The 23,678-nt window shown below is 63.6% G+C and carries 23 protein-coding genes; 5 read left to right on the top strand and 18 right to left on the bottom strand.

Features of this window, described 5'->3' with window-relative positions; translation table 11 throughout:
* Positions 1 to 76: 76 nt before the first annotated feature.
* The 5 genes from UC34_RS02610 to UC34_RS02590 all read right to left on the bottom strand — a co-directional run bounded on the left by UC34_RS02610 (position 77) and on the right by UC34_RS02590 (position 5,943).
* Positions 77 to 1,045, bottom strand: a complete 969-nt coding sequence (locus UC34_RS02610; RefSeq protein WP_167370630.1) for a diiron oxygenase — start codon at positions 1,043 to 1,045, stop codon at positions 77 to 79.
* Positions 1,038 to 2,531, bottom strand: coding sequence for an adenylosuccinate synthetase (locus UC34_RS02605; protein WP_044453727.1), 1,494 nt, complete (start codon positions 2,529 to 2,531; stop codon positions 1,038 to 1,040). The genes UC34_RS02610 and UC34_RS02605 overlap by 8 nt, the downstream gene beginning before the upstream one ends.
* On the bottom strand, positions 2,528 to 3,565 hold the full coding sequence (gene sbnB, locus UC34_RS02600) for a 2,3-diaminopropionate biosynthesis protein SbnB (RefSeq protein ID WP_044453725.1): 1,038 nt from the start codon (positions 3,563 to 3,565) through the stop codon (positions 2,528 to 2,530). Before sbnB ends, UC34_RS02605 begins: the two co-directional genes overlap by 4 nt.
* Positions 3,562 to 4,680 carry a 2,3-diaminopropionate biosynthesis protein SbnA gene (gene sbnA / locus UC34_RS02595; RefSeq protein ID WP_237165217.1) on the bottom strand — a complete coding sequence of 373 codons (1,119 nt, stop codon included), beginning with the start codon at positions 4,678 to 4,680 and terminating at the stop codon, positions 3,562 to 3,564. Before sbnA ends, sbnB begins: the two co-directional genes overlap by 4 nt.
* Before the next feature lie 342 nt (positions 4,681 to 5,022).
* Complete coding sequence (locus UC34_RS02590; protein ID WP_044453723.1) at positions 5,023 to 5,943, bottom strand: methyltransferase domain-containing protein; 921 nt, start codon at positions 5,941 to 5,943, stop codon at positions 5,023 to 5,025.
* Between the two features lie 214 nt (positions 5,944 to 6,157).
* On the opposite strand from UC34_RS02590, the gene UC34_RS02585 reads away from it, so the two are divergent.
* Together UC34_RS02585 and trmL are read left to right on the top strand one after the other, a co-directional pair.
* Entirely contained in the window at positions 6,158 to 7,003 is an 846-nt protein-coding gene (locus tag UC34_RS02585; protein ID WP_044453721.1) for a ComF family protein, read from the top strand.
* Between the two features lie 10 nt (positions 7,004 to 7,013).
* Positions 7,014 to 7,484 carry a tRNA (uridine(34)/cytosine(34)/5-carboxymethylaminomethyluridine(34)-2'-O)-methyltransferase TrmL gene (gene trmL, locus UC34_RS02580; protein ID WP_044453719.1) on the top strand — a complete coding sequence of 157 codons (471 nt, stop codon included), beginning with the start codon at positions 7,014 to 7,016 and terminating at the stop codon, positions 7,482 to 7,484.
* A 46-nt stretch (positions 7,485 to 7,530) separates the two neighbouring features.
* On the opposite strand, the gene UC34_RS02575 is transcribed toward trmL, so the two are convergent.
* The 5 genes from UC34_RS02575 to UC34_RS02555 form a co-directional block, all read right to left on the bottom strand.
* On the bottom strand, positions 7,531 to 8,058 hold the full coding sequence (locus UC34_RS02575; protein ID WP_044453717.1) for an O-acetyl-ADP-ribose deacetylase: 528 nt from the start codon (positions 8,056 to 8,058) through the stop codon (positions 7,531 to 7,533).
* A 164-nt stretch (positions 8,059 to 8,222) separates the two neighbouring features.
* Complete coding sequence (locus UC34_RS02570; RefSeq protein ID WP_044453715.1) at positions 8,223 to 9,242, bottom strand: NAD(P)H-dependent glycerol-3-phosphate dehydrogenase; 1,020 nt, start codon at positions 9,240 to 9,242, stop codon at positions 8,223 to 8,225.
* A 63-nt stretch (positions 9,243 to 9,305) separates the two neighbouring features.
* Positions 9,306 to 9,812 (bottom strand): protein-export chaperone SecB, encoded by a 507-nt coding sequence (gene secB, locus UC34_RS02565; protein ID WP_010804753.1) that lies wholly within the window; start codon positions 9,810 to 9,812, stop codon positions 9,306 to 9,308.
* Between the two features lie 65 nt (positions 9,813 to 9,877).
* Positions 9,878 to 10,138, bottom strand: a complete 261-nt coding sequence (gene grxC / locus UC34_RS02560) for a glutaredoxin 3 (RefSeq protein ID WP_044453710.1) — start codon at positions 10,136 to 10,138, stop codon at positions 9,878 to 9,880.
* A 17-nt stretch (positions 10,139 to 10,155) separates the two neighbouring features.
* Positions 10,156 to 10,563, bottom strand: a complete 408-nt coding sequence (locus tag UC34_RS02555; protein ID WP_044457658.1) for a rhodanese-like domain-containing protein — start codon at positions 10,561 to 10,563, stop codon at positions 10,156 to 10,158.
* 232 nt (positions 10,564 to 10,795) lie between these two features.
* On the opposite strand from UC34_RS02555, the gene gpmA reads away from it, so the two are divergent.
* From gpmA to UC34_RS02540, 3 genes are all read left to right on the top strand, one after another.
* A complete protein-coding gene (gene gpmA, locus UC34_RS02550) occupies positions 10,796 to 11,542 on the top strand; it encodes a 2,3-diphosphoglycerate-dependent phosphoglycerate mutase (RefSeq protein ID WP_044453708.1) in 747 nt (248 codons plus the stop codon).
* 533 nt (positions 11,543 to 12,075) lie between these two features.
* Positions 12,076 to 13,632 carry a S41 family peptidase gene (locus UC34_RS02545; protein ID WP_044453707.1) on the top strand — a complete coding sequence of 519 codons (1,557 nt, stop codon included), beginning with the start codon at positions 12,076 to 12,078 and terminating at the stop codon, positions 13,630 to 13,632.
* A 70-nt stretch (positions 13,633 to 13,702) separates the two neighbouring features.
* Positions 13,703 to 14,455, top strand: a complete 753-nt coding sequence (locus UC34_RS02540; RefSeq protein ID WP_044453705.1) for a HesA/MoeB/ThiF family protein — start codon at positions 13,703 to 13,705, stop codon at positions 14,453 to 14,455.
* 135 nt (positions 14,456 to 14,590) lie between these two features.
* On the opposite strand, the gene ptsP is transcribed toward UC34_RS02540, so the two are convergent.
* The 8 genes from ptsP to UC34_RS02500 all read right to left on the bottom strand — a co-directional run bounded on the left by ptsP (position 14,591) and on the right by UC34_RS02500 (position 23,667).
* Positions 14,591 to 16,327, bottom strand: coding sequence for a phosphoenolpyruvate--protein phosphotransferase (gene ptsP / locus UC34_RS02535; protein ID WP_044453703.1), 1,737 nt, complete (start codon positions 16,325 to 16,327; stop codon positions 14,591 to 14,593).
* Between the two features lie 143 nt (positions 16,328 to 16,470).
* Positions 16,471 to 16,740, bottom strand: coding sequence for an HPr family phosphocarrier protein (locus tag UC34_RS02530; protein WP_044453701.1), 270 nt, complete (start codon positions 16,738 to 16,740; stop codon positions 16,471 to 16,473).
* A 3-nt stretch (positions 16,741 to 16,743) separates the two neighbouring features.
* Positions 16,744 to 17,157 (bottom strand): PTS sugar transporter subunit IIA, encoded by a 414-nt coding sequence (locus UC34_RS02525; RefSeq protein WP_044453699.1) that lies wholly within the window; start codon positions 17,155 to 17,157, stop codon positions 16,744 to 16,746.
* Between the two features lie 186 nt (positions 17,158 to 17,343).
* The gene (gshB, locus tag UC34_RS02520) at positions 17,344 to 18,282 is read right to left on the bottom strand and encodes a glutathione synthase (RefSeq protein ID WP_044453698.1); all 939 of its coding nucleotides are present in this window, start codon (positions 18,280 to 18,282) and stop codon (positions 17,344 to 17,346) included.
* Between the two features lie 133 nt (positions 18,283 to 18,415).
* The gene (locus UC34_RS02515) at positions 18,416 to 19,675 is read right to left on the bottom strand and encodes a hypothetical protein (protein WP_044453696.1); all 1,260 of its coding nucleotides are present in this window, start codon (positions 19,673 to 19,675) and stop codon (positions 18,416 to 18,418) included.
* 493 nt (positions 19,676 to 20,168) lie between these two features.
* The gene (gene gshA, locus UC34_RS02510; RefSeq protein WP_044453694.1) at positions 20,169 to 21,458 is read right to left on the bottom strand and encodes a glutamate--cysteine ligase; all 1,290 of its coding nucleotides are present in this window, start codon (positions 21,456 to 21,458) and stop codon (positions 20,169 to 20,171) included.
* 306 nt (positions 21,459 to 21,764) lie between these two features.
* On the bottom strand, positions 21,765 to 23,243 hold the full coding sequence (gene amt, locus UC34_RS02505) for an ammonium transporter (RefSeq protein WP_237165302.1): 1,479 nt from the start codon (positions 23,241 to 23,243) through the stop codon (positions 21,765 to 21,767).
* Between the two features lie 85 nt (positions 23,244 to 23,328).
* On the bottom strand, positions 23,329 to 23,667 hold the full coding sequence (locus tag UC34_RS02500; protein ID WP_010804740.1) for a P-II family nitrogen regulator: 339 nt from the start codon (positions 23,665 to 23,667) through the stop codon (positions 23,329 to 23,331).
* Between the last annotated feature and the right edge of the window lie 11 nt (positions 23,668 to 23,678).

Genomic DNA, 23,678 nt, shown 5'->3' with positions numbered 1-23,678 from the left:
CACACGTCCCTCCTCTGGTCGCGCCTGAATGGCGCCTGCGTGCATGTTTCGCTTTGAGGTCACCGACACGGGTACGCTATCGCGGGGGGCGCCAGCGGCGCGCATGCTGCGCGAACCGCTCGGAACATGACAACCCCAACCGCGCGAAGAGACGCCGGGGCACCAACGCCGCCTCCATCATCTGTACGCCGACTTCCAGCGGATCGATGCTCTCGCCAAGCACCCGGTCCGCCTGCATCGCATCGAGCCCGACGCTGCACAAATGGTCATGCCACGCGGGTATTTCCGGTGCGAGAAAAGCCGTCATCAGCTCAGGCAGCAGCGCATCGAGGTACTCCCCTTCATCCTTCGAGACGGACGGCAGCCACTCTCCCGAAAAACGAACGAAGGCCGCCTGATGACGCATCTCGTCTGCACCATGTTCGGCCAGCAGCGCTCGCACGGGCGGATAGATGTCGTCTCCCGCGCCCGCTTGACGCAACGTGGTGGTAATCAGGGTCTCGGTCACACAAGCCGCGGCAATGATCGCCAGATTCCGGTAGTGCGCCGGCGCGACATCGCAAAGCGACTGCACACGCGTGACGCTCAACGACGGTCTGCGCGCCAGCACGTACCCGGTCGTGCGCTGGCAATGCTGCCGGAAGCGCTCAATCATCCACGTATGAAATCCTTCGTCGGTGTAGATGGCGAGCAAGTCATCACGCGTCACCGACGTGATTCGCGGAATTTCCAGCATCTTCTCAATGGCACGATTGACGATGCCTAACTCGACACGCTCCGTCTTGTTGAGGTAGTCCTCAAACCGCAGTACGCTCAACCGTTGTCGCGCCGATTGCCCGAGGTCGCAAACCAGCGGATGCATGGCATAGGGCATGAGCGAAACGTTGAAGAACAAATGGCCCGGCGTCAGACTCGGGAACGGCGCTTCGGTCGCGCAACGGGTGACCGCAGCAACCTCACGCCACAGCCTTTGCGGCGAGGGGTTCATCTCGAGCACACCGCTGGCGCTATCCGCCTCACCGTCGTCGATTGGCATATCAGACATGAGATCCAGCATGGGAAGCGACATGGGAATCGGATTGCGCGACAAGCGCGGGCGGACGAGGATCGAGCAACACGAGACTTGCACGCTCGGGGCCAAGGCCAAGCCCGGCCAGTGGCGCACCGATGTGGCGCTCCACGAAATCGATGAAGCCGCTCATCGCGGCATCGAGGGTCCCGTCGCGCGCTAACGTGACCGACCGTGCCGTCAGGCCCGGATAAATCTGCACCTCGGGCAACGCGTCTCCCGGTGCGGCGTCGCGATGCACATGCACCGGCACCCCCTGATAGGGCGAATGCGCATAGTGCGTCAGACAATCCACCTTGTTGAGGTACACACAATCCACGCCGTGTGCCTTGATAATGTCTCTCAATCCGCCGAGGTCCAGCATGCCGATACGACGCGGCCGGCCGGTTCCCGTACCGTACTCGTCGGTCAGCATGCGAAGCGCTGTTCCGACATCCAACGGATCAGTGGAGCGCAGCAACGATTGTGCGGAGAATCGCATTTGTTCCTCCGCCTTTCCGATGTGCGACATCGACGCGGCATGGCAGTACCGTGCGGAACGCTCGCCACCCAACTCCGAGGGAAACGGCCCTCGCCCGACACGCGACACGATGGCCTTGGCCACGCCAATGATCCGCCGATGGTATTTGGGCGAAAGATCGCCCCCCACGTACGCATGAGCCGGCACCGTGTGGCTGGACGTCACGTAAGGCTGGCTTCCGTCCACCACGTCGAGCAAGACAGACTGCGCGCCTTCGAATAGCACTTTGGCCCCGGATCTCACGCGATTCGCAAGCCACGCGCGATCGGGCTGGACGTAGCGTCGCAACGTCGTTGCAACCTTGGGCAGGCTCAACAGCAAATCCGACATTTCGGCCACCCACGGCGAGGCTCCGCCATCTGCATTGATCATGCGAGTAAAAATGTCCCGCATCGCAACCACGGTGTCCGTCTCGTTGCCGAGCAGATCGCCGAGCATCAGATTCACACGGGTATCGTTGCGCATTCGCAGCGCCCGATCTGCGTAGCAGGGGCCAATGCCATTGCCCGTGGTACCGATCGCATCGCCGCCTTGCCGGTCCATCGCGATGTGGTGGGGTTGTACCAGTGCCACGCGCGCACTGATATGCAGACGCCCGTCGAGCGACACGCCCATCTCTCGCACTCGCTCGATTTCCTCGGCCAGTTTCCACGGATTGATGGCGCATCCCGAGCCGATGTAAAGCGTCGCATGCGGATGAAAAACCCCGGAAGGCAACTGCTTTAGCGCGATCCTGCCGTGCGGCGTGTCGATGGTATGGCCCGCGTTCGCACCACCATTGAAGCGCGCGATGACGTCGTACCCCGGCGCGAGGGCGTCAATGATCTTCGCCTTTCCTTCGTCGCCGTATTGCAGTCCGACGAGTACGTCGGCAAATCCTTCGGCGGTGTGCGAAACACGATCGGTTGAGGTGGATGAGGGGCAGAAGGCAGCAGTGGTCATGCGCGTTGCATATCAAGGAAAAAACGGGGAACAGGCGTTTGGCGGGCAGCCAGACGTTCGTAAATCCAGTGCCCGACGGCGATGTCGAGAATGCCGAGGCCAAAGGGGGAAAAGATGATCGGACGGTCTCGTTCGGGAGGATCTCCGCCGCAAAGCAGATGCGGCAGCGAGGTCGTGACGAAGTGTCGATGCCCCGTGGCCGCCTCAGTGAGGTGCAGCGAAGTCATGGCGCGCAAACAATGGTCGATGTCGTCCACGACGTTATGGGACGCCAGTACGATGGCCGGCGCCAGATCGCGTAACGACAGATGCAGCACGACGGGGCAATGTGAGAACCAGGCCGGATCGTTCAGGTGAGGCGAAGACGCCGTAGTGGCGAACACAATAACGTCCGACGACCGGATGACGGCCTCGAGCGAAGGTTCCGCGCGGGCTTGCAGGCCGACGTGCGTCCTGACTCGTGTAGCAAGCGACTCTGCATAGTCGATGTTCAGATCGTGAATCGCCACCTCACCGATGGCGAGCGCGGCGAGCGGCAAACTTTCGACCACATGTCGAGCGATGACGCCTGCGCCGACGAACGCCACACGACGCGGCACTGACGCCTCACCGCGAGTCAGGCACCGCAGCGCGCTGATGGCGCTGGCAGCCGTGCGTGCCGCGCTGATGATGCTCGCCTCCATGCAGGCCATCGGATAGCCGCTGACCGCATCGTTCAGGATTAGCACGGCGGAAGCGCGCGGCATGCCCCGCTCGATGTTCTCGGGGAAACTCGAAATCCATTTGATTCCCGTCACGCTGTCGCCCGCGTCGTCGCGATTGCGCCGGATATGGGCAGGCAAGGCGATGATGCGATTTCGATGGGCGTCGGGAAAGCGAAGAAACTGGCTTTCCGGATTGACGGTGTGTCCGGCATGATGCGCGCGATAAGCCGCTTCGACGATGTCGAGAATGTCACGCTTACCCGCTTTCACGGCCGCGTCGATTTGCTCACCGGTGAACACGCGAAATTGCGGCGTCGGAAGTGCGTTCATGACAGAGAGGGAGAGACGACTTCGATGGAAGACGATGTGACGGCCGTTGACGCCGGCTTGCTGCACGCACCGCTGGCACCGTCACGCCTGTCCGGGAAGGCATTCGCCGTCCATTGGGCGTCGTAAATCGTGTCGAGATATTTATCACCCATATCCGGCGCAATCGCGACGACCGTATCGCTCGCGGCAATGTCGAGCGCCGATCGCTGGACCGCGCTCAGCACACTTCCGGTCGAACCGCCCACCACGAGTCCTCGCTTCGCCAACGTGTGGCACATGCGCAGCGTGTCGTCCTCAGGCACATGGACGATGGCATCCGGCAGTTCAACGTCCGGTAAATCGCATAACGGCGGCCGACAGCTTGTGCCAAGTCCGGGAATGCGACGCGGCCCCGGTGGACCGCCGAAAGTGACGGAACCGACGGCGTCCACAGCCACGACGCGTGTCGGTAACCGGTGCGCTCGCACGTAATGCAGACACCCCAGCAAGGTGCCGGTCGTACCTGCGCCAACGAAGAGATGATCGACATCGGGATACGCGGAAAAAATCTCCGGCGCCGTCCATCGGAAATGGGCGCGCCAATTTTCTTGATTCGCGTATTGATTGATCCAGAGCCAACGTGGATCACGGGCCACCTGCTCGCGAATCCACGCAATCCGCGTCCCGAGATATCCGCCTTGAGCGTCGCGACGTTCCACCCTGACCACACGTGCGCCCACGGCCTGCATGGCCTTCACCGCCTGTCGCGACGTATTGGGGTCGGTGACGCAGACGAAGCGATAGCCGCGGTTGGCGCACACCATCGCCAGCGCGACACCGAGATTTCCCGATGACGACTCCACGATCTGCGTATCCGCATGAACCCGACGCGTCGCCTCGAGATCGTCGATGAGTTGCAGCGCTGTCTTGAGCTTGATCGATCCCGCCGCGTTCAGTCCCTCCAGCTTGAGGTGAACCGTTGCGGGGCACAGGTTGTCGATGGCGGCGAACACCGGGACCGTCGGACGCAGGAATTCGCCGTCGACGCGAAGCGTCGGCGTCCCGCGCAGTCGATCGCCTCGTGCAGATTCCGTCTGCTGCCGCACCGCCGACGTTTCGTGCTGATTGCCCGCCACTGCTCACCTCCCGAAGACTCGCCAACAGGCGACGCGAAGGTATGAAACTGCGCGGGAATCGTGAGCCGAAGCCTCGAAGCGATGTCGATGACATTCCGCGCCTTTGCACACCGTGAGGCATCATTTAAGCGAAGCGAGCGAACGCGGAATACCTGCATGGTCGTGTAGGACGCAGGGTGCGGTGAGTCAGCCGCAGGCATCGACGCGATGGCGTCGTGACAGCGCGCGGCGGCGCGATGGGAGAATCGAAAAGAGATCAGCGGAGATCGGCGGAGATTTCCGCCGATGGCCGCTAACGTCGACGTGCGACGAAAGCGTTGAAAGACAGAGACTTACCTCGATCTAGCGGGGTCGGCCACCGCGTCCGATGTCCTGGATGCGCACGACGGCATTGCCCGCGGCATCGGTCTTTTCCGGAATCTTCCAGGCGTGTCCGTAGACGAGTTCGAACGTCAGGGCGAGGGTGCCGTCACGATCGCGCTGACGATCCAGCGCCGCCCGTAGCGCCGCAAGCCGCGTACGCCCCGTCAGCCCCTGACGGCGTTCCGGCAACGGATTCACGCCAAGCAGGCGCACGTCGCGCAGCAAGGTGTCCGGCGATTCAAAGGTGAGCGTGAGCCGTTCCATATCGGTCACCGGTGTGTCGAAACCGCTCGCCACCATCATGTCGCCGAGGTCGTGCATATCGGTCGGCTCGAGCGCATGCGGGAGGTCGTCGACTTCTGCCCATGCGGCCCGCAACTCGCGCAATGTGTCGGGACCATACGCCGAAAACATCAGCAAGCCATCGGTGCTCAGCACGCGGTGCCATTCCGGAATCACGCGATGCGGTTCGCGATACCAGTGAAGCGCAAGGTTCGACCACACGAGGTCGAATGAGCGCGGTGCAAACGGCAGTGCCGCAAAGTCGGCCTGCACCACGCCATACGGCGGCGCGGCGCGCAGCAAACGTCGCCAGCCCGTCGTCGCGCCGGCGGCTGCGGCGGACTTGGCCATGGCATATGACGCATCGAGCCCTACCCGGTAGGCGTCGGGATACCGTTCGCCAAACCCGAGCAAATCGCCGCCCGTGCCGCAACCGGCGTCGAGCAGCCGTTTCGGCTTGAGCTTGATGTAATCGAGTCGGCTCGCCAGCCGCGACGCGACCTCCCGCATCAGGAAATCGGCGTCCGGCCATTTCGACGCGCGGCGATCGAAGGCGGTGCGCAAAAAGCGTGCGGAAAACGCAGAAGACGGGGTTTGGGGAGCGTCGGAGGGCTTCATGGGACAGGCGAAAAGACGAGTCGGCAGTATACTCGCTGCTGTCGGAACGCATCGGTCACCGCCAAGCAGCCCGGGCGCATCCAATCATGGACGGCTTCCGTCGTGAGCATCGACTTGCCGACCTCCGCATGGAATTGCCCGGCAGCCTGCCGCCGACCGGACGCCGTAGCCGCCGCACCCTGCCCTTTCAGCCGTCATACCCACTGCCGTGCCAATGCTCCTATCCCGCTTTCCCACGCTTGCCAGGCTCGCAGGCGGACTGCTGGACATCGTGCTGCCGGACCATTGCGCCGTCTGCCGTCAACGGACGCCGCGCCAGATCTGTGCAGACTGTGCCGCTGGCTTCGATGTGTCCTGCGCCATCGCCCCGTTGCGATGCCGTCGATGTGCGATTGCGCTGCCGCCGCAGTGGCTCATGGAAGACGGAACGTCAGCATGCCGCACCGAAAGTGCGACAATTCGTCGCACCCCTGACACGGCGCTGTGCGGACAATGCCTGCGGCATCCGCCAGCGTTCGACGGCACATTGACGCTCGCAGACTACGTGACGCCCCTCAACAACCTGATGATTCGTCTGAAATACCACGGTGCTCTGCCGCTTGCGCGAGAATTTGGCGAACGCCTCGGCGATGCCATTGCAGCCCACCATCGAAGTCCGGATCGTAACGGCAACCGCGACGCCTGGGCCGACTCGACGGCACCGCTGCTCGTACCCGTGCCATTGGCGCCGTCGCGGCTCGCGTCACGCGGCTTCAATCAGGCGTGGGAACTGACGCGCGTAGCATCCCGGCGAGCGCGTCTGCCAGCGAGCGCCAATATGCTGCATCGCGAACGTACGACAGCGGCACAGCGACGGCTGTCGCGCGACGAGCGCCGACGTAATCTGCGCGGCGTCTTCGTCGCCGACGCTCGCGTGCGCGGGCGGCATGTCGTGCTGATCGACGACGTGATGACCACCGGCGCCACCTGTGACGCGGCCGCTGCCGCGCTCAAGCATGCCGGTGCGGCGCACGTCCTCGCAGCCGTCGCGTTGCGCACACCGCCCCTCCCTAACCTCTAGCCGCCCCCTCATGTTCAACGTCGTTCTCGTCAGCCCTGAAATCCCGCCGAACACCGGCAACGTGATCCGTCTGTGCGCCAACACCGGCGCGCGGTTGCATCTGATCGAACCGCTCGGCTTTCCGCTCGACGACGCTCGCATGCGACGCGCCGGACTCGACTATCACGAGTATGCGCAAATGAAGGTTCACCGGGATTGGGCCGCGTTTCTTGCGGCCGAATCGCCGGACCCCACGCGAATGTTTGCATTGACCACGCGCGGTTCGCGTCCTTTCGGAGAGCTCGCATTCGCGCCGGGAGACTGGTTCGTCTTCGGTTCCGAGACGCGCGGTCTCGATCCGCAATTGCTCGACACGTTCGCCACGACCCAGCGCGTGCGGCTGCCGATGCGTCCCGGCAATCGCAGCCTGAATCTCTCGAATACCGTCGCCGTGGTGGTCTTTGAAGCGTGGCGTCAGCAGGGGTACGCGGGCGGGTCCTGATCGCTGAATTTGCGATAACGCAGATCTGCGTTATCGCGCGGCGACCTCACGTCGCCAACGCTCGCTGGTAGGCGGAGAACATGGCCGCATCGAAGCACACGAACTCCACATGCTCGATGCCGGGAAAATGCGGGAGTGCGTCGCGCACCGTGAACACGGCCAGGGGGACGGCAAGCTCGGCCGGATACCCATACACGCCGCAACTAATGGCCGGGAAGGCGATGCTACGGCATCCGTGCTCAGCGGCCAGACGCAAGCTTTCGCGGTAGCAACTCGCCAGCAGCGCAGGCTCGTCATTGGCGCCGCCATGCCACACGGGGCCGACAGTGTGAATCACGAACTTTGCCTTGAGGCGAAATCCCGGCGTGAGCTTCGCTTGCCCGGTCGGGCAACCCTGGAGTTTTCGGCAGACTTCAAGGAGTTCCGGTCCGGCGGCACGATGGATCGCGCCGTCGACGCCGCCACCGCCGAGCAGCGACTCATTCGCGGCATTGACGATAACGTCGAGCGTCGAGCGCGTGATATCGCCCAGAGAGGCGGTAAGACGAACATGGGAGGGGATGACGTGCGACATGGGCTTGACTCCCTTGTGGCGAGTGTCGACGGCGGGGCGCCGTCGCCGGGAAGCGTGATGACAGGCGGTGATGACCGGCGGTGATGACCGGCCATCCATCGTGCGACAGCGCGGCGATTTACTGTCGGTCGGACAAAACCGTTATTGCCGGCCGGGCGGACGATTCAGCCCTGAAGGCCGTCATCCTCGCGCTCCGCACGGGCATCGCGGCGCAGCAGGGCTTCGACTGCCGCACGGGCAGGCAATCCGTCGAACAGCGTCGCGCAAACGGCGTCGGTGATCGGCATTTCGACACCGTGCGCGCGCGCCAGATCGCGCACCGCACGCGCACATCGTACGCCTTCGGCGACATGGCCGAGCGACGCGAGCACTTCGTCCAGCGTCTTGCCCGAGGCCAGTTGCAGTCCGACGGTACGGTTACGCGACAGATCGCCGGTCGCCGTCAGAATCAGATCGCCCATGCCAGCCAACCCCATGAACGTTTCGGGCTTGCCCCCGAGCGCCACGCCCAGACGCGTCATTTCGGCCAGACCGCGCGTAACCAGCGCAGCGCGCGCATTCAGGCCCAGACCGAGGCCGTCGCTCACCCCGGTGGCAATCGCGAGCACGTTTTTCACCGCCCCGCCGACTTCAACGCCGATGAGGTCGTCGCTCGAATAAATGCGCAACGCGCCGAAGTGGCACGCCGCGATCGTCAGTTCACACAGGGGCGGCGCCGCGCTCGCAATGGTCAGCGCGGCAGGCAGGCCTTGCGCGACTTCACGCGCAAAGCTCGGGCCGGACAACGAGCCGCCGGCGACCGCCGGAAATACCTCCGCGACGATCTGATGCGGCAACAGGCCGGTATCGGCCTCGAAGCCCTTGCAAAGCCAGATGAGGTTCTGCGGCGCATGATCCGCCAGCACCATGTGGCCGGCCAACGCACGCAGTCCGGCCACGGGCACGGCCGCAACACACAATGCACGCTCGCCCGTGCCATGCGCCATAGCCGTCGCAAAATCGGCTTCGAATCGCAGACGGGGGGACAACGGGGAACCGGGGAGGTAAGCAGAATTTTCGTGCGAAGCGCGCAATTGCGCCACGAGGGCGGCATCGCGCGCCCAGAGGACGACGTCATGGCGCGTTGCCATGTGGCTCGCCATCGCGGTGCCCCAGGCACCTGCACCGAATACGGCAATCTTCATGAGAGAGGTCTCGACGCCATCGCCGGCACGGGGCCAGCCATGGCGTCGATGCAGCGCATGCGCTTAGTGGGTCTGCGCGGACGAGCCGTCGGGCATCACGATACCCGGGGCCGGCGTCTCGCCATTGGCCGCTTGTTGCTCGGCCAGTTGCGCCAGACGCTGCTCGTACAGCGCCTGGAAGTTCACTTCCGCCAGATGAATCGGCTGGAAGCCGGCACGGCTGATGGCGTCGGCCACGTTGGCGCGAAGGTACGGGTAGACGATCGTCGGGCAGGCAATGCCGATGAGCGGATCGAGCTGTTCGACCGGCACGTTGCGGATTTCGAAAATACCGGCTTGCTTGCCTTCGACCAGGAACGCGACCTTGTCCTTGATCTTGGCCGTCACGGTGGCGATCACGGCGACTTCGAAGATTTCCTCGGCCAGGCGTTCTGCTGCCACGTCCAGCTGCACTTCAACGGTCGGCATCTCCTGCTCGAGGAAAATCGCGGGCGAATTCGGCTGCTCGAGCGACAGATCTTTCAGGTAGGCGCGCTGGATGCTGAAAAACGGCTGATTCTGGTCGGACATTTCGTTTCCTTGGAATGAAGACAGCCGCGCAATCACGCGGCTGGGCGACTATTTTGCAGGCGGGATCAGGCAGCTTGCAAGAGCGGTACGAGGCCACCGGCACGATCGAGCGCCGAAAGATCGTCGTAACCGCCGATATGGCGCTCGTCGATATAGATTTGCGGTACGGTACGACGCCCGGTCCGCGTCATCATTTCCTCGCGGCGGGCGGGATCCTTGTCGATCAGAATCTTTTCGATTTCCTGAACACCGCGCTGACGCAGCAGACGCTCCGCCATCTGGCAATACGGGCACACTTGCGTGCTGTACATCACGATCTTCGGCATGACTTGCAACTCCTCGATTACTTGACTACCGGCAGGCCGGCTTCCTGCCAGGCGGCAACACCGCCCTGGAGGCTGAATGCCTCAGCATAACCAAGATTGCGAAGGAGCGTCTGCGCGCGCGCCGAGCGTTGACCGCTCTTGCACACGATAAGGACCGGGGCCGCCTTGTTCTTGATGACGCCGGCGACCTTTTGCTCCACGTCGTCGAGCGGCACATTGCGTGCGGAAGGCAAGTGACCGGTGGCAAACTCCTCTGCCGTACGGACATCGAGCACCACGGCGCCCTTGCGGTTGATAAGCTGGGTCGCTTCCATGGTCGACAGACCGCGACCGCCACGCTTGAATACCGGCCAGGCCAGCATGCCGCCCGAAACGAGAGCGATGGCGATCAGCGCGAGGTTGGTGTAATCGGCAAAGAACTTCACAAACCACCTGAAAATAATCAAAAGAATCCGATCATTATAAAATATTCCGTGATTGCGCCGACGAGTGACGTTGCCAATCGTTGCGCCGGACCCCGGCAGCCTCGTTTTCGGGGCGCCGAACCTGTCCGGGAGATGGCGCCAAACCCTTACCAGGCTTGGCTGCGCCACTCGCAACGAACCCCACGCACCCAGCCGGCTGCCCCCGCTTTCCTACTCTGACTGAAGTTTGCTCATGTACAAGCTCGTTCTCATCCGCCACGGCGAATCGACGTGGAACAAAGAAAATCGCTTCACGGGCTGGGTCGACGTCGACCTGACCGAGAAGGGTGTCGCCGAAGCCGGTCACGCCGGCAAGCTGCTGGCCGAAGCCGGCTTCAAATTCGATCTTGCCTATACCTCGGTGCTCAAGCGCGCGATCCGCACGCTGTGGCACGTGCAGGACGCCATGGATCAGATGTGGATTCCCGTGGTGCACAGCTGGCGCCTGAACGAGCGCCACTACGGCGCGCTCGCGGGTCTGAACAAGGCCGAGACGGCAGCGAAGTACGGCGACGATCAGGTGCACGTGTGGCGTCGCAGCTACGACACGCCGCCGCCGCCCCTGGCCGCCGACGACGAGCGCAGCTCCTTTAACGACCCACGCTACGCCAAGCTCAAGCGCGAAGAGATTCCGCTCACCGAGTGCCTGAAGGACACCGTGGCGCGCGTGCTGCCGTTGTGGAACGAGTCAATCGCCCCGGCCGTGCGCGCCGGTAAGCAGGTGCTCATCGCCGCGCACGGCAACTCGCTGCGCGCGCTGATCAAGCATCTCGACAACATCTCGGACGACGACATCGCCGGCCTGAACATCCCGAACGGCACGCCGCTCGTGTATGAACTGGACGCCGAGCTCAAGCCGATTCGTCACTACTATCTCGGCGATCAGGACAAGATCGCCGGTGCGCTGGCCGCCGTGGCCGCGCAAGGCAAGTCGAAGTAAGCATCAAGCGTCGTCTGCGGCGATCCGGCCTCGCGCCGACGCCGCAGACGGCATATCCCCGCTATCCGCCCTCGCGCTGCAGGTCCGACGGCGATCCATCGTCTGTCGCCTGCGCCATATCGGCGTCAGGTTCCACCTCCAGCCCCCGGGCAATCCCGGCCGCTCGCGAGCCCACGGGTGCACCCATGCGCCGCTAGCAATGCGCAACGGTGTGCCAGCGCCCCAATCCGCGACCGAACGTTGCGCCGCGTAATAAGCGGTAACACGTCTAGCCCCGTCGATAGCGTTCCTCGCATCGCGCGGTGCGCGCACCGGCAAGGCCGCGCCCCGCCGACTCAAGCGCCCCAACACCGGGCGACGTTCGCCGAAATTCGCGGTGCGACGTCGCATGGAATGGAACTTTTCGTAGAACCACTCAGGAAAACCCCCTGTCGAATGGGCAATGTCCCGCCTGCGGGCAAACGGTTATACTTCGCCAAAGTGCGCGCGCCCATTGGCGTGCGCCCCAAAATTCCGGGAAATTCCACGCCTATATGCGCCAAACCCTCAAACACATCGGCCTGATCGTGCTGGGCCTCGCGACCGGTGCGGCAGCCACCCTCGCGTTCTCGCAGGCTTCCGCACAAAGCGCTACCACGCCATTGCCGCTCGAACAGCTTCGATTGCTGGCCGAAGTGTTCGGTCAGATCAAGCGCGAGTACGTGCAGCCGGTCGACGACAAGAAGCTGCTCACCGCAGCCATCAAGGGCATGGTGTCGAGCCTCGATCCCCACTCGTCGTATCTCGACAAGGACGAATACAAAGAGCTGCAAGAGCAGACGCGCGGCCGTTTCGCAGGTCTGGGCATCGAGATCTCGCAGGAAGACGGTCTCGTGAAGGTGATCTCGCCGATCGAGGACAGCCCGGCGTTCAAGGCCGGTCTGAAGCCCGGCGACCTCATCACCCGCATCGACGACAAGCCCGTGCGCGGCATGACGCTCGATCAGGCGGTCAAGCGTATGCGCGGCGCGCCGGGCAGCAAGGTCACGCTGACGATTTTCCGCAAGTCGGAAGAGCGCACGTTCCCGGTCTCCATCGTGCGTGCCGAAATTCGTGTCCAGAGCATCAAGGGCAAGTTGCTCGAGCCGGGTATCGGCTACGTGCGCATTACCAGCTTCCAGGAACGCACCGTGCCGGATCTGGCCAAGAAGCTCCAGGAACTGGCCAAGGACCAGCCGCTCAAGGGTCTGATCCTCGACCTGCGTAACAACGGCGGCGGCATCCTCCAGTCGGCCGTGGGCGTGTCTGCGGCGTTCCTGAAGGAAGGCGCCACGGTCGTGTCGACCAACGGTCAGATCGAAGACGCCAAGCAGACCTACAAGGCGACATTCGACAATTACCGTCTGTCGGCAAGCCCGGAAGATCCGCTCAAGGGCGAAGCCCCGATCTGGAAGACGGTCCCGATGGTCGTGCTGGTGAACGCCTACTCGGCGTCGGCATCGGAAATCGTGGCGGGGGCGCTCCAGGACTCGAAGCGCGCCATCATCATGGGCAAGACGACCTTCGGCAAGGGCTCGGTCCAGACCGTGCGCCAGATGGGTCCGGATACGGCGCTGCGCCTGACCACGGCGTACTACTACACGCCGAGCGGTCGCTCCATCCAGTCCATCGGTATCAAGCCGGACGTGCCGGTCGACCAGAACCCGAAGGGCGATCCGGACGACGTGCTGGTGACCCGCGAAATCGATTACCAGAACCACCTGCACAACACGCAGACGCCTGACGAGCAGAAGGAAATCGACGCCCGCGAAGCCCGCCGCCTGGAAGAGCTGCGCCGCCTCGAAGAAGAGAACGCGAAGAAGACGCCGGACGAGCGCAAGAAGGAGCGCGAGGAACGCCTGCCGGATCTGGGTAGCGCTGAGGACTTCATGCTCCAGCAAGCGGTCCACCAGCTCAAGGGCGAGCCGGTCCAGCGCACGAAGTCGCGTCTCGAAGCGAACGCTGGCCCGCTGCCGAAGGACGCTTCGAAAGCCGCCACACCGGCCACCGGCGCCAAGACGGATCCGAAAACGGACACCGTCGTCCCGGCCAAGCCAACGGACAAGAAGTAAGCAACGGCTTTACACTACAAACCGTGCCCGCGAAAGCCGGCACGGTTTTTTTATCCCTTTGCGTTTTGCGATGAACGACGATCAGCTGCTGCGTTACTCCCGCCATATCCTCCTCGACGAACTCGGCATCGAGGGTCAGGAGCGCCTGCTCGCCGCCCATGCCGTCATCGTCGGTGCGGGGGGGCTCGGCTCACCGGCCGCGCTGTATCTGGCGGCATCCGGTGTAGGGCGCATCACGCTGATCGATGACGACGTCGTCGATCTCGCCAACCTGCAGCGCCAGATTCTGCATGACACGCAAAGCGTCGGGCAGCCCAAGGTCGATTCCGGACGCGCACGCATCGCGCAAATCAACCCGGGGGTGAGCGTCGACGTGGTCAACGAGCGTGTGGACGAAGCCCGGCTCGCCGCGCTGGCGCGCACCGCAACCGTCGTGCTCGACGGATCGGACAATTTCGCTACGCGTCACGCCGTCAACCGCGCGTGCGTCGCGGCTGGCGTGCCGCTCGTCTCCGGCGCAGCCTTGCGCTTCGACGGACAGATCAGCGTGTTCGATGTGCGCAACGATGCATCGCCCTGTTATGAGTGCATCTTCCCCGCCGACGAACCCTTCCCCGAGCAGGCGTGCGCAACGATGGGGGTTCTGGCGCCGCTCGTGGGCATTATCGGCAGCATGCAGGCAGCGGAGGCGATCAAGCTGATCACCGGCGTGGGCACGCCGCTCGTCGGCCGTCTTCAGATGCTCGACGCACGAAAGATGAGCTGGCACACCATGCACTGCGCACGCAACCCGGAGTGCAAGGTCTGCGCACAGCGTCACTGATCGCTTGGGCATCGGCTGACGGCCACCACGGCGTCGTCCCAAATTCGAAGACAAAAAAGCGGACGCTCCGTGAAGGAAGCGTCCGCTTTTTTTTCCTTGCGCGACGACGGGATCTGCGTTTTTCGAGACGATCGGTCAGGCGACTGCCAGCCGCGCCAGCGCCGCCTGCATCTCCTCGGGTTCCGTCGCCGCGAGCAACTCCTGCACCGGCCGCTCCAGATCGGGCAAATGCGCCCGCAGAATTTCCTGTTTGACCTGCAGCAACTGGCTCGGATGCATCGAGAATTCGCGCAGGCCCATGCCCAGCAGCAAACGCGTGGCCGTCGGGTCGCCTGCCATCTCGCCGCACACCGCCACCGGCACACCGAAGGCGTGTGCCTCGCGAATCGTCATGGCGATCAGGCGAAGGACGGCCGGATGCAGGGGGTCGTACAGATGCGCGACGGCATTGTCCGCCCGGTCGATGGCCAGCGTGTACTGAATCAGATCGTTCGTACCGATGGACAGGAAGTCGAGCCGCTTGAGGAACATCGGCACCGTAAGCGCGGCGGCCGGGACCTCGATCATGGCGCCCAGCTTCACGTTCGGGTCGTACAGCAAGCCTGCTGCGTCGAGTTGCGACTTGGCTTCGCGCACGAGTTCGAGCGTCTGATCGATTTCCTGCGCATGCGCGAGCATCGGGAACAGGATCTGCACCTTGCCGAACGCCGAAGCCCGCAAAATCGCGCGCAGTTGCGTGAGGAACATGCGCGGTTCGGACAAACTCCAGCGAATCGCCCGCAACCCCAGGGCCGGGTTCGGCGCGGTCTCGTACGTCTCGTGACTGTCGAGGGGTTTGTCGGCGCCCACGTCGATGGTGCGAATGGTGAGCGGCAGCCCCTGCATCGCTTCGACCGCACGTTTGTACGCCTCGAACTGCGCTTCCTCCTCCGGCGCCTCCTCCTCGTTCATGAAGAGGAATTCCGTACGGAACAGGCCGACGCCGACAGCACCCGCCGCCACGGCGGTCTTGGCATCCTCCGGCAGTTCGATGTTGGCGAGCAACTCGATATGCGTCCCGTCGATGGTCTGCGCCGGCGAATGCTTCAGACGCTGCAGGCGTCGCTCTTCGAGCGCACGCTCGCTCTGGCGATAGCTGTACTCCTCGAGCACGATCGGCGCAGGGTCGACGATGACGATACCGTGATCGCCGTCGATGATGATGACGTCATCCTGCTTGATAAGCAGACTGGCCTGGGCGACGCCGACAGCGGCGGGAATCCCGAGACTGCGCGCCACGATGGCCGTGTGCGACGTCTTGCCGCCGAGATCCGTCACAAAGCCCTTGAACGTCTGCGACTTGAATTGCAGCATGTCGGCTGGCGCGATGTCGCGCGCCACGACGATCATGTCGTCGCGCGGCGTCTCGGTCGCCACGTGGCGAATGCCCGGGCTCCCGGCGAGCGCCTTGAGCACGCGCTCGGTCACCTGCTCGATGTCCGCGCGACGCTCGCGAAGGTATTCGTCCTCGATGTCTTCGAAACGCGCGACGAGCACTTCGAGCTGCGTCGTGAGCGCCCACTCGGCGTTGTAGCGGCGCTCGCGAATGAGCTTCATCACGGCATCGACGAGCAGCGTGTCGTTGAGGATCAGGGAGTGAACGTCGAGAAACGCGCCCATCTCGCCGGGGGCGTCGTCAGGGAGTTCCTCTTTGAGCGTATCGAGTTCTTGCTGGACGGTCGCCTGAGCGCTTTCGAAGCGTGCGATCTCGTCGTCGATCTGGCTGGGATCGAGCAGATAGTGCGGAACATCGAGCGTCGCGGGCGCAAGCAGATAGGCGCGTCCGATCGCGATGCCGCGGGAAACGGGAATGCCGTGCAGGGTGAAAGACAAGGAAGTCTCCCCAGTTCAGAGGCGGGTGATTCGACCGTATTCTGTGTGTTGGCTGTCGTTGCGGACAGTGAGCGGCGGTGCGGCGAAAGCACGGCCAGCGTGACACGGCGCGCCTGCCGACGCCGCATCACCACAGCAACGTATTATTCCCCTTCGCCGAACTTGTTCGCGATGAGGTCGAGAATTTCCTGCATGGCCTGCGCTTCATCCGGGCCCTCGGTCTCGACTTCGACCTTCGAGCCGATGCCGGCCGCCAGCATCATAACGCCCATGATGCTCTTCGCGTTGATCCGACGACCGTTTCGGGTCAGCCAGACCTCACTCTGAAATTTTGCCGCCAGCTGCGTCAGCTTTGCGGATGCCCGGGCGTGCAAGCCCAATTTATTTACGATCGTCGTTTCTTGTCGAAGCATGTTTCAGTGTGACGTAGTGTGTGTGGCCGGCGCACCCGCGCCGACTTCCAGAATACCTTTAGATCCGCCCGAAAGCACCTTCTCCGCCAGCGTGTCGAGGGGCACCGAGCGATAGCAGACCGCTTTGATGAGCATCGACAGATTCACGCCCGCGAGCACGCGCACCTTCGGCCCCACGAGTTGCGCCGCCACGTTCGAGGGCGTCGCCCCGAACAGATCGGTGAGCACCAGCACGCCGTTCTCTTCGTGCAGTTGCGCGAGGCGTTCTTTTGCGACGTCTACGAGCGCCGCCGTGTCCTGGTCGGGGACAACGTCGATCGCGCCGATGCGCGACGGACACCCGCCGTAGATGTGCGAGACGCACTCGCGAAGGGCCGAAGCCAGCGGTGCGTGGGCAATGATCAGAATTCCAGCCATGATGCTAGGCACGCCGGGCGCCGCAGGTGTTCTGGATACAAACACAACGACGAACGCGAACCTGTCGATTTTGGGATTCTTATTTTAGCAGGCGCGACAAAATCCCGAATTATTCCTGAAATTTCAGCAGGTTAGGGTTCGACCCCGACGCGGTTTTTTGCCGCACGAACCCTTTTCACATCCGCGTCAGACGGCCAGTTCGAGCGCGTCGATAAACATCTTCGGCACGTCGAAACCGGTCTGGTCGGTGATTTCCTGGAAGCACGTCGGACTCGTGACGTTCACCTCCGTGAGGTAATCGCCGATGACGTCGAGGCCCACGAGCAACAGGCCGCGTTGCCAGAGAACCGGCGCCAGCGCTTCGGCAATCTGACGATCGCGCGCCGAGAGGTCGCGGGCCTCGCCAAGGCCGCCCGCCGCGAGGTTGCCGCGCACTTCGTTCCCTTGCGGAATGCGCGCGAGCGAATGGGGCACCACTTTGCCGCCGATCACGAGCACTCGCTTGTCGCCGAGCTTGATATCCGGAATGAAGCGTTGCGCCATGACCGAACGCGCCCCGTTCTCACCCAGCATTTCAATCACCGAGCCGAGATTACGGCCATCCGGACCGATGCGGAACACGCCCGTGCCCCCCATGCCGTCAAGCGGCTTGTAGATCACGTCGCCATGTTCCGCGTGAAAGGCGCGCAGACGCACGGCGTCGCGCGTGACCAGCGTAGGCGCCACGAATTGGCCGAATTCGGCAATCGCCAGCTTTTCCGAGTGATCGCGAATCGCGCTGGGCTTGTTGAAGACACGCGCACCGGCGCGCTCGGCAATTTCGAGCAGCCACGTGGCGTTGATGTACTCCATGTCGAACGGCGGGTCCTTGCGCATGAGCACCGCGTCGAATTCGGCGAGCGCTGCCACACGCGTATCGACGACTTCATACCAGGTGTGCGCGTCTCCCGTCAGACGAATTTCCTTCACGCGCGCATCGACCGTTGCGCCTTGCCACGCCATCTCGTGCGGCTCGCAAGCGAAGATGCGGTGCCCGCGACGCGCGCCTTCGCGCATCATCGAGAACGTGGTGTCCTTGTAGATCTTGAATTGGTCGAGCGGGTCGGCGATAAAGAGAATCTGCATCGATCGGCGGGAATCTTGGAGGTTCGGATGCACACACCGCAAGCTGCGGCGACAGGCGTCTATTCTAGCCGAGGCGTCGTTTTGCCGCTGCGTACCGCATTGCCTTGCCTCGGAATAGTTTTGGTAGAGAAAATCACGGCCGGGCAGCGCTCGCGTCCCCTCTGGTCGCGTCGACGGCGCCTGCTGCACCCATTCCGCCCAGCCCCAGCAGCAACGACGCGTCGCGCACCGGGTCGAGTCGCGCACGCATGAGTGACAGATGCGTCTTGAGCGTCTGCACACCGATCGCGCACGCTTCACGCGTCGCAGTGCGCGACTGTCCGGCCAGCAAGCGCATTGCAATCTCACGCTGTACAGGCGTGAGCGCCGTCTCGCACAATCGCTGCAGCAACCGCATGGCGGGTGGCACGACGAGATGCAGCGCGATGCGCACGCGCTCGGTCGCACCGCCGCCCATGCCGCACAGGTGCGTGGCGTGCAAATGCAGCGTGCCGCCGGGCACGGGGACACGCGCACCTACCTGCGCGAGGGCGGAAGCGTTGCCGCCCGGATACCGCGTCAGGTCGTCAGCGAGACGCTGGCATGCCTGAACCACCACACAGGCGTCGGGCCACCCACGCCCAGGCGCGTGTCGCCAGACCCGACGCATGAGCGCGAGTGCCGCAGGATCCGCCCACTCCGGCTGCCGTCCGCGCCACACGAGCGTGCCCGCGATATCGGCACAATGGGCACGAGTCGTCTCCTGAACGACTTCCGGCGACGCAGGCACCATCGCACCGAACGGCGGGAATTGAGGGCGTTCCGGCACGACGGAGAACTCCGCTGCGGCCATTTCGAACGCGCCGATTTCGCGCGTCGTGAACGACGGGCGCTCGCGGCCGCGCGACACGAGCAAACGTAACGCGCCAATCGACGTCGCACAGAGTGCGGCGGTGTCATCGCAAGGCGGCCGCGCGTCGGCGGCGCGCGCCACCGGCAAAAGGCAGACATCGAGCACATCGCCGTCGGCCAGGCATGCGCTCAGTTCTGCCGGGCGACGCAGCATGTCCGCCACGCAGCGCTTGCCGCCACGCTGCCGATGTCCTGCGTGGCGTTCATGCCGTTCATGCCGCGCATGAGCGCGCAGCATCGCACCGTCGACCAACGCGTGTTGCAGCGCTGCCGCAGGCGGCATCAGCGCTGCGCCAGCGGCAAGACGTTCACACGCCGCGACCGACGCCTGAGGCGCATACCAACAAGCGCCGCCCGCTGCCGCTGCGTCGGCCGTCACCACTTCGGTCGTCTCAGGCGCGGGACACCAGAGTGCGGCCACGCTGTCGGCATCCAGCCACAGGCGTAACGTCTCCAGCCACAGCGGCAGATAGCCGAGCGTGGGGACCGGCAACTGATGCATTTGACGAAGGCATGTGCGCAAATCCCCCTGCATTCGCCTGTCTCTCCCAGTCAAGAACCATCCCGAGGATCGTCGAGGAAATTTCCTATTCCACTTGAACATGGACGGACATCCCCCATTCGGGGGATGTTGGATGCGTCGAACCGCCGCATCATCGCTACATGACTGACGCGAACCGGACGACGGACCGGCACAGTACACCGATCCGAAGAATGAAGGAGAAGCGAAGGGAACCAGTTTGCGGGGGGGACCGCCCAGGAAAGCCCCGATTTCCGGCCGTTGCATGAGGCGGCCGGCAAATGTGACGCCCGGCTAGTCGGGGGGCCGGCCGGGCGTCTTTTTCGTTTCGCTTCTCTGACAGAGAAGCCCATGGGAGCGCCGCCAGCCGGACCGCGCCCCACATCAAAATCAGAAACTTCTCAAAACGGCTCTGCGCCCCGAAGTACGCAGCGGGCTGTCACTCGGTGCGCGACAGCCCATGCGCCGACGTCGCTCAATAGGTTTCCGGGTCCGGATCGGTGCGCTCGAGTTCGACCGATGCCGCGAGCAACGCAAGCCGTGCCACCACGCCATACATGTAGAAGCGATTGGGCGGCGCCGCCCCCGGCTTGGCGTGGACGTCGGGAAGCGCCGTGTGCTCGAATGCGAGCGGCACGAAGTGCATGCCCGGCGCGTTCAGGTTCTCGTCGGTACCCCGGCCGGTGTGCACGCGATAGAAGCCGCCCACCACATAGCGATCGATCATGTAGACGACCGGCTCGGCCACCGCTTCATTGATGCGCTCGAACGTGTAGACGCCTTCCTGCACGATGAAGTCGTGCACTTCGAGTCCTTCCTTCACCACGCTCATCTTCGTGCGCTCGCGGCGATTCAGGTTTTTGAGCTCGGCGGCGTCGTGCACCATCATCACGCCCATGCCGTAAGTGCCGGCATCCGCCTTGATCACAACGAACGGCTTCTCGGTGATGCCGTACTCGCGATACTTCTTGTTGATCTTCTTGAGCACTGCGTCGACCGTGTCGGCAAGCTTTTCCTCGCCCACTCCTTCGTCGAAATCAACGCCCTCGCACTTCGCAAAGTACGGATTGAGCATCCATTGGTCGACGTCGATCATCTTCGAGAACTTCTTGACGATGTCGTCGTACGCCGAGAAATGCTGGCTCTTGCGGCGCATGGCCCAGCCGGCGTGCAGCGGCGGCAACAGATACTGCTCGTGCAGGCCTTCCAGAATCGGCGGAATGCCAGCCGACAGATCGTTATTGAGCAGAATCGAGCACGGATCGAAGTTCTTGAGTCCCAGACGGCGCGGGGTGCGCTCCAGCGGCTCGATCACGACATGCTGGCCGTCGGGCAGCTCGATGGTCGTCGGTTCGGTAATGTCGTCCGACAGACTTCCCAGCCGCACATGCAAACCGGCGTGACGCATGATCGTCGACAGACGCGCAATGTTCTGCAAATAAAACGAGTTACGCGTATGACGTTCGGGAATCAGCAGCAGATTCTTGGCATCGGGGCAGATTTTCTCGATGGCGGCCATCGCAGCCTGCACGGCGAGCGGCAGGACCTCGGGCGCCAGATTGTTGAAACCACCGGGGAAGAGGTTGGTGTCGACGGGAGCGAGCTTGAAGCCGGCATTTCGCAGGTCGACCGAACAATAGAACGGCGGTGTGTGTTCCTGCCACTCGAGCCGGAACCAGCGCTCGATGGCGGGCGTCGCATCGAGAATCTTCTTTTCCAGGTCGAGCAAGGGGCCTTTCAGGGCCGTGACGAGATGCGGAACCATGCTTCTCTCATATCCAGATGGAATATCGATTGTAGAGCATCCGCCCGGCGCCCCCGCCGTTTGCCATGCCCCACGAAGGGGCTCCAGCCGGGAAACCGCGGTGCGATGCGGTGAGAAGACATGGGGACGAAATGCCCGATCGCAAGCATGCGTTTGGCACGCCTGCCATCGCCGGGCAAAAAAAACGGGCACCCGACGGGTGCCCGCGCAATGCCGGTGCCGGCTGTCCGACCGACCACCAGCGACTCCTTCTGTCAGCCCGGCTTACGCCGGGGCAAATCCTTTCAACCTTGCGATGAGGTCAGATCAGTTGTGGTAGGCCGACTCACCGTGCGAGGTGATGTCCAGGCCTTCGCGTTCTTCGTCTTCCGGCACACGCAAGCCCAGCACGATGTCCGCAATCTTGAAGGCGATGAAGGCGACCACACCCGACCACACGAGCGTGGTCACAACGCCCTGGAACTGAATCCAGACCTGCCCGCCGATCGAATAATCCGGCGCCACGGCATTGGCCACGTAGTCGTAGATACCCGTGCCGCCCAGCGACGGGGCAGCGAACACGCCCGTCAGAAGCGCGCCGAGCATACCGCCCACACCGTGCACGCCGAACACGTCGAGCGCGTCGTCCGCCTTGAGCAGACGCTTCAGACCGTTCACGCCCCACAGGCAGATCACACCGGCGAGCAGGCCGAGCACGATCGAGCCCATCGGCCCGACGAAGCCTGCCGCCGGGGTGACGGCCACCAGACCGGCCACAGCCCCCGAGGCGCCACCCAGCATCGACGGCTTGCCCTTGCCGATCCACTCACCGGCCGTCCAGGACAGCGTAGCGGCGGCAGTGGCCAGCAGCGTGTTGACGAAGGCGAGCGCAGCGCCGCCATTGGCTTCCAGACCCGAGCCGGCGTTAAAGCCGAACCAGCCGAACCAGAGCAGCGAGGCGCCGATCATCGTCATGGTGAGCGAGTGCGGCTTGAACGCTTCCTTGCCGAAACCCACACGCTTGCCGACCATGTACGAGCCCACCAGACCGGCAATCGCCGCGTTGATGTGCACCACCGTACCACCGGCGTAATCGAGCGCCCCCTTCTGGAACAACCAGCCGGCGTGTGCGTTGGCGGCGTCGGCAGCAGCGGCGTCGACGTAGGCATCCGGGCCGGCCCAGAACCACACCATGTGGGCCATCGGCAGGTACGAGAACGTGAACCAGATCACCGTGAAGAGCAGCACCGCCGAGAACCGGGCGCGCTCGGCAAAGGCGCCGACGATCAGCGCGCAGGTGATGGCAGCGAAAGCGGCCTGGAACGCCATGTAGGCGTACTCGGGCACATTCACGCCCTTGCTGAAGGTCGCGGCCACCGAGTCCGGCGTCATGCCCTTGAGGAAGATGCGATCGAAGCCGCCGAAGAACGCCCCGCCTTCCGTGAATGCGATGCTATAGCCGTAGATCGCCCAGAGCACGACCACCAGCGAGAAGATGATGAAACACTGCATCAGCACCGAGAGCATGTTCTTCGAGCGCACGAGACCGCCGTAGAACAGACCCAGGCCTGGCAGCGTCATGAGAATGACGAATGCCGTGCAAGTGAGCAGCCACGCCGTGTCGCCCTTGTTCGGCGGCACAGGCGTTGCCGCGGCAGGCGCGGCCGGTGCGGCGGCCTGAGCGGCAGGCGCCGGTGCGGCCGCAGGGGTCGCCGTCGCAGCAGCAGACGCAGGCGCGGCCGTTGCCGAAGCGGCGGCAGGCGCCGAGGCGTCCTGCGCCAGTGCAGCGCTCGAGCCGAGGCCCATGGTGCCCACGACGCCCGCGAAGGCGGCGGCGAGCAAGAGTTTGGCAAGCAGTTTTTTCATGATTATTGTCTCTTTTGTGGGACCTTTACAGCGCGTCTTCGCCGGTCTCTCCAGTACGGATACGGACCACGTGCTCGACGTTGGACACGAAAATCTTGCCGTCGCCGATCTTGCCGGTACGGGCTGCCTGCTCGATGGCGTCGATCGCCTGGTCGAGCAAGGCATCGCCGATTACCGCCTCGATCTTCACCTTCGGCAGAAAGTCGACGACGTACTCTGCGCCCCGGTACAACTCGGTATGGCCCTTCTGACGGCCGAAGCCCTTGACTTCGGTCACCGTAATGCCCGCCACGCCGATGTTCGAGAGGGCTTCGCGCACCTCGTCGAGCTTGAAGGGTTTCACAATTGCGGTAATCAGCTTCATGATGAGTCGCT

The organism is Pandoraea vervacti, assembly GCF_000934605.2.
Lineage (GTDB): Bacteria > Pseudomonadota > Gammaproteobacteria > Burkholderiales > Burkholderiaceae > Pandoraea > Pandoraea vervacti.
Note: the sequence above shows the minus strand (reverse complement) of the source record. Positions and strands in the feature narration are given on the sequence as shown.

What these genes read in the sequence shown, in the direction of transcription:
- UC34_RS02610 (WP_167370630.1), bottom strand. Translation starts at nt 1,045, where the DNA reads ATGTCTGATATGCCAATCGACGACGGTGAGGCGGATAGCGCCAGCGGT.
- UC34_RS02605 (WP_044453727.1), bottom strand. Translation starts at nt 2,531, where the DNA reads ATGACCACTGCTGCCTTCTGCCCCTCATCCACCTCAACCGATCGTGTT.
- sbnB (WP_044453725.1), bottom strand. Translation starts at nt 3,565, where the DNA reads ATGAACGCACTTCCGACGCCGCAATTTCGCGTGTTCACCGGTGAGCAA.
- UC34_RS02590 (WP_044453723.1), bottom strand. Translation starts at nt 5,943, where the DNA reads ATGAAGCCCTCCGACGCTCCCCAAACCCCGTCTTCTGCGTTTTCCGCA.
- UC34_RS02585 (WP_044453721.1), top strand. Translation starts at nt 6,158, where the DNA reads ATGCTCCTATCCCGCTTTCCCACGCTTGCCAGGCTCGCAGGCGGACTG.
- trmL (WP_044453719.1), top strand. Translation starts at nt 7,014, where the DNA reads ATGTTCAACGTCGTTCTCGTCAGCCCTGAAATCCCGCCGAACACCGGC.
- UC34_RS02575 (WP_044453717.1), bottom strand. Translation starts at nt 8,058, where the DNA reads ATGTCGCACGTCATCCCCTCCCATGTTCGTCTTACCGCCTCTCTGGGC.
- UC34_RS02570 (WP_044453715.1), bottom strand. Translation starts at nt 9,242, where the DNA reads ATGAAGATTGCCGTATTCGGTGCAGGTGCCTGGGGCACCGCGATGGCG.
- secB (WP_010804753.1), bottom strand. Translation starts at nt 9,812, where the DNA reads ATGTCCGACCAGAATCAGCCGTTTTTCAGCATCCAGCGCGCCTACCTG.
- grxC (WP_044453710.1), bottom strand. Translation starts at nt 10,138, where the DNA reads ATGCCGAAGATCGTGATGTACAGCACGCAAGTGTGCCCGTATTGCCAG.
- gpmA (WP_044453708.1), top strand. Translation starts at nt 10,796, where the DNA reads ATGTACAAGCTCGTTCTCATCCGCCACGGCGAATCGACGTGGAACAAA.
- UC34_RS02545 (WP_044453707.1), top strand. Translation starts at nt 12,076, where the DNA reads ATGCGCCAAACCCTCAAACACATCGGCCTGATCGTGCTGGGCCTCGCG.
- UC34_RS02540 (WP_044453705.1), top strand. Translation starts at nt 13,703, where the DNA reads ATGAACGACGATCAGCTGCTGCGTTACTCCCGCCATATCCTCCTCGAC.
- UC34_RS02530 (WP_044453701.1), bottom strand. Translation starts at nt 16,740, where the DNA reads ATGCTTCGACAAGAAACGACGATCGTAAATAAATTGGGCTTGCACGCC.
- UC34_RS02525 (WP_044453699.1), bottom strand. Translation starts at nt 17,157, where the DNA reads ATGGCTGGAATTCTGATCATTGCCCACGCACCGCTGGCTTCGGCCCTT.
- gshB (WP_044453698.1), bottom strand. Translation starts at nt 18,282, where the DNA reads ATGCAGATTCTCTTTATCGCCGACCCGCTCGACCAATTCAAGATCTAC.
- UC34_RS02515 (WP_044453696.1), bottom strand. Translation starts at nt 19,675, where the DNA reads ATGCATCAGTTGCCGGTCCCCACGCTCGGCTATCTGCCGCTGTGGCTG.
- gshA (WP_044453694.1), bottom strand. Translation starts at nt 21,458, where the DNA reads ATGGTTCCGCATCTCGTCACGGCCCTGAAAGGCCCCTTGCTCGACCTG.
- amt (WP_237165302.1), bottom strand. Translation starts at nt 23,243, where the DNA reads ATGGGCCTCGGCTCGAGCGCTGCACTGGCGCAGGACGCCTCGGCGCCT.
- UC34_RS02500 (WP_010804740.1), bottom strand. Translation starts at nt 23,667, where the DNA reads ATGAAGCTGATTACCGCAATTGTGAAACCCTTCAAGCTCGACGAGGTG.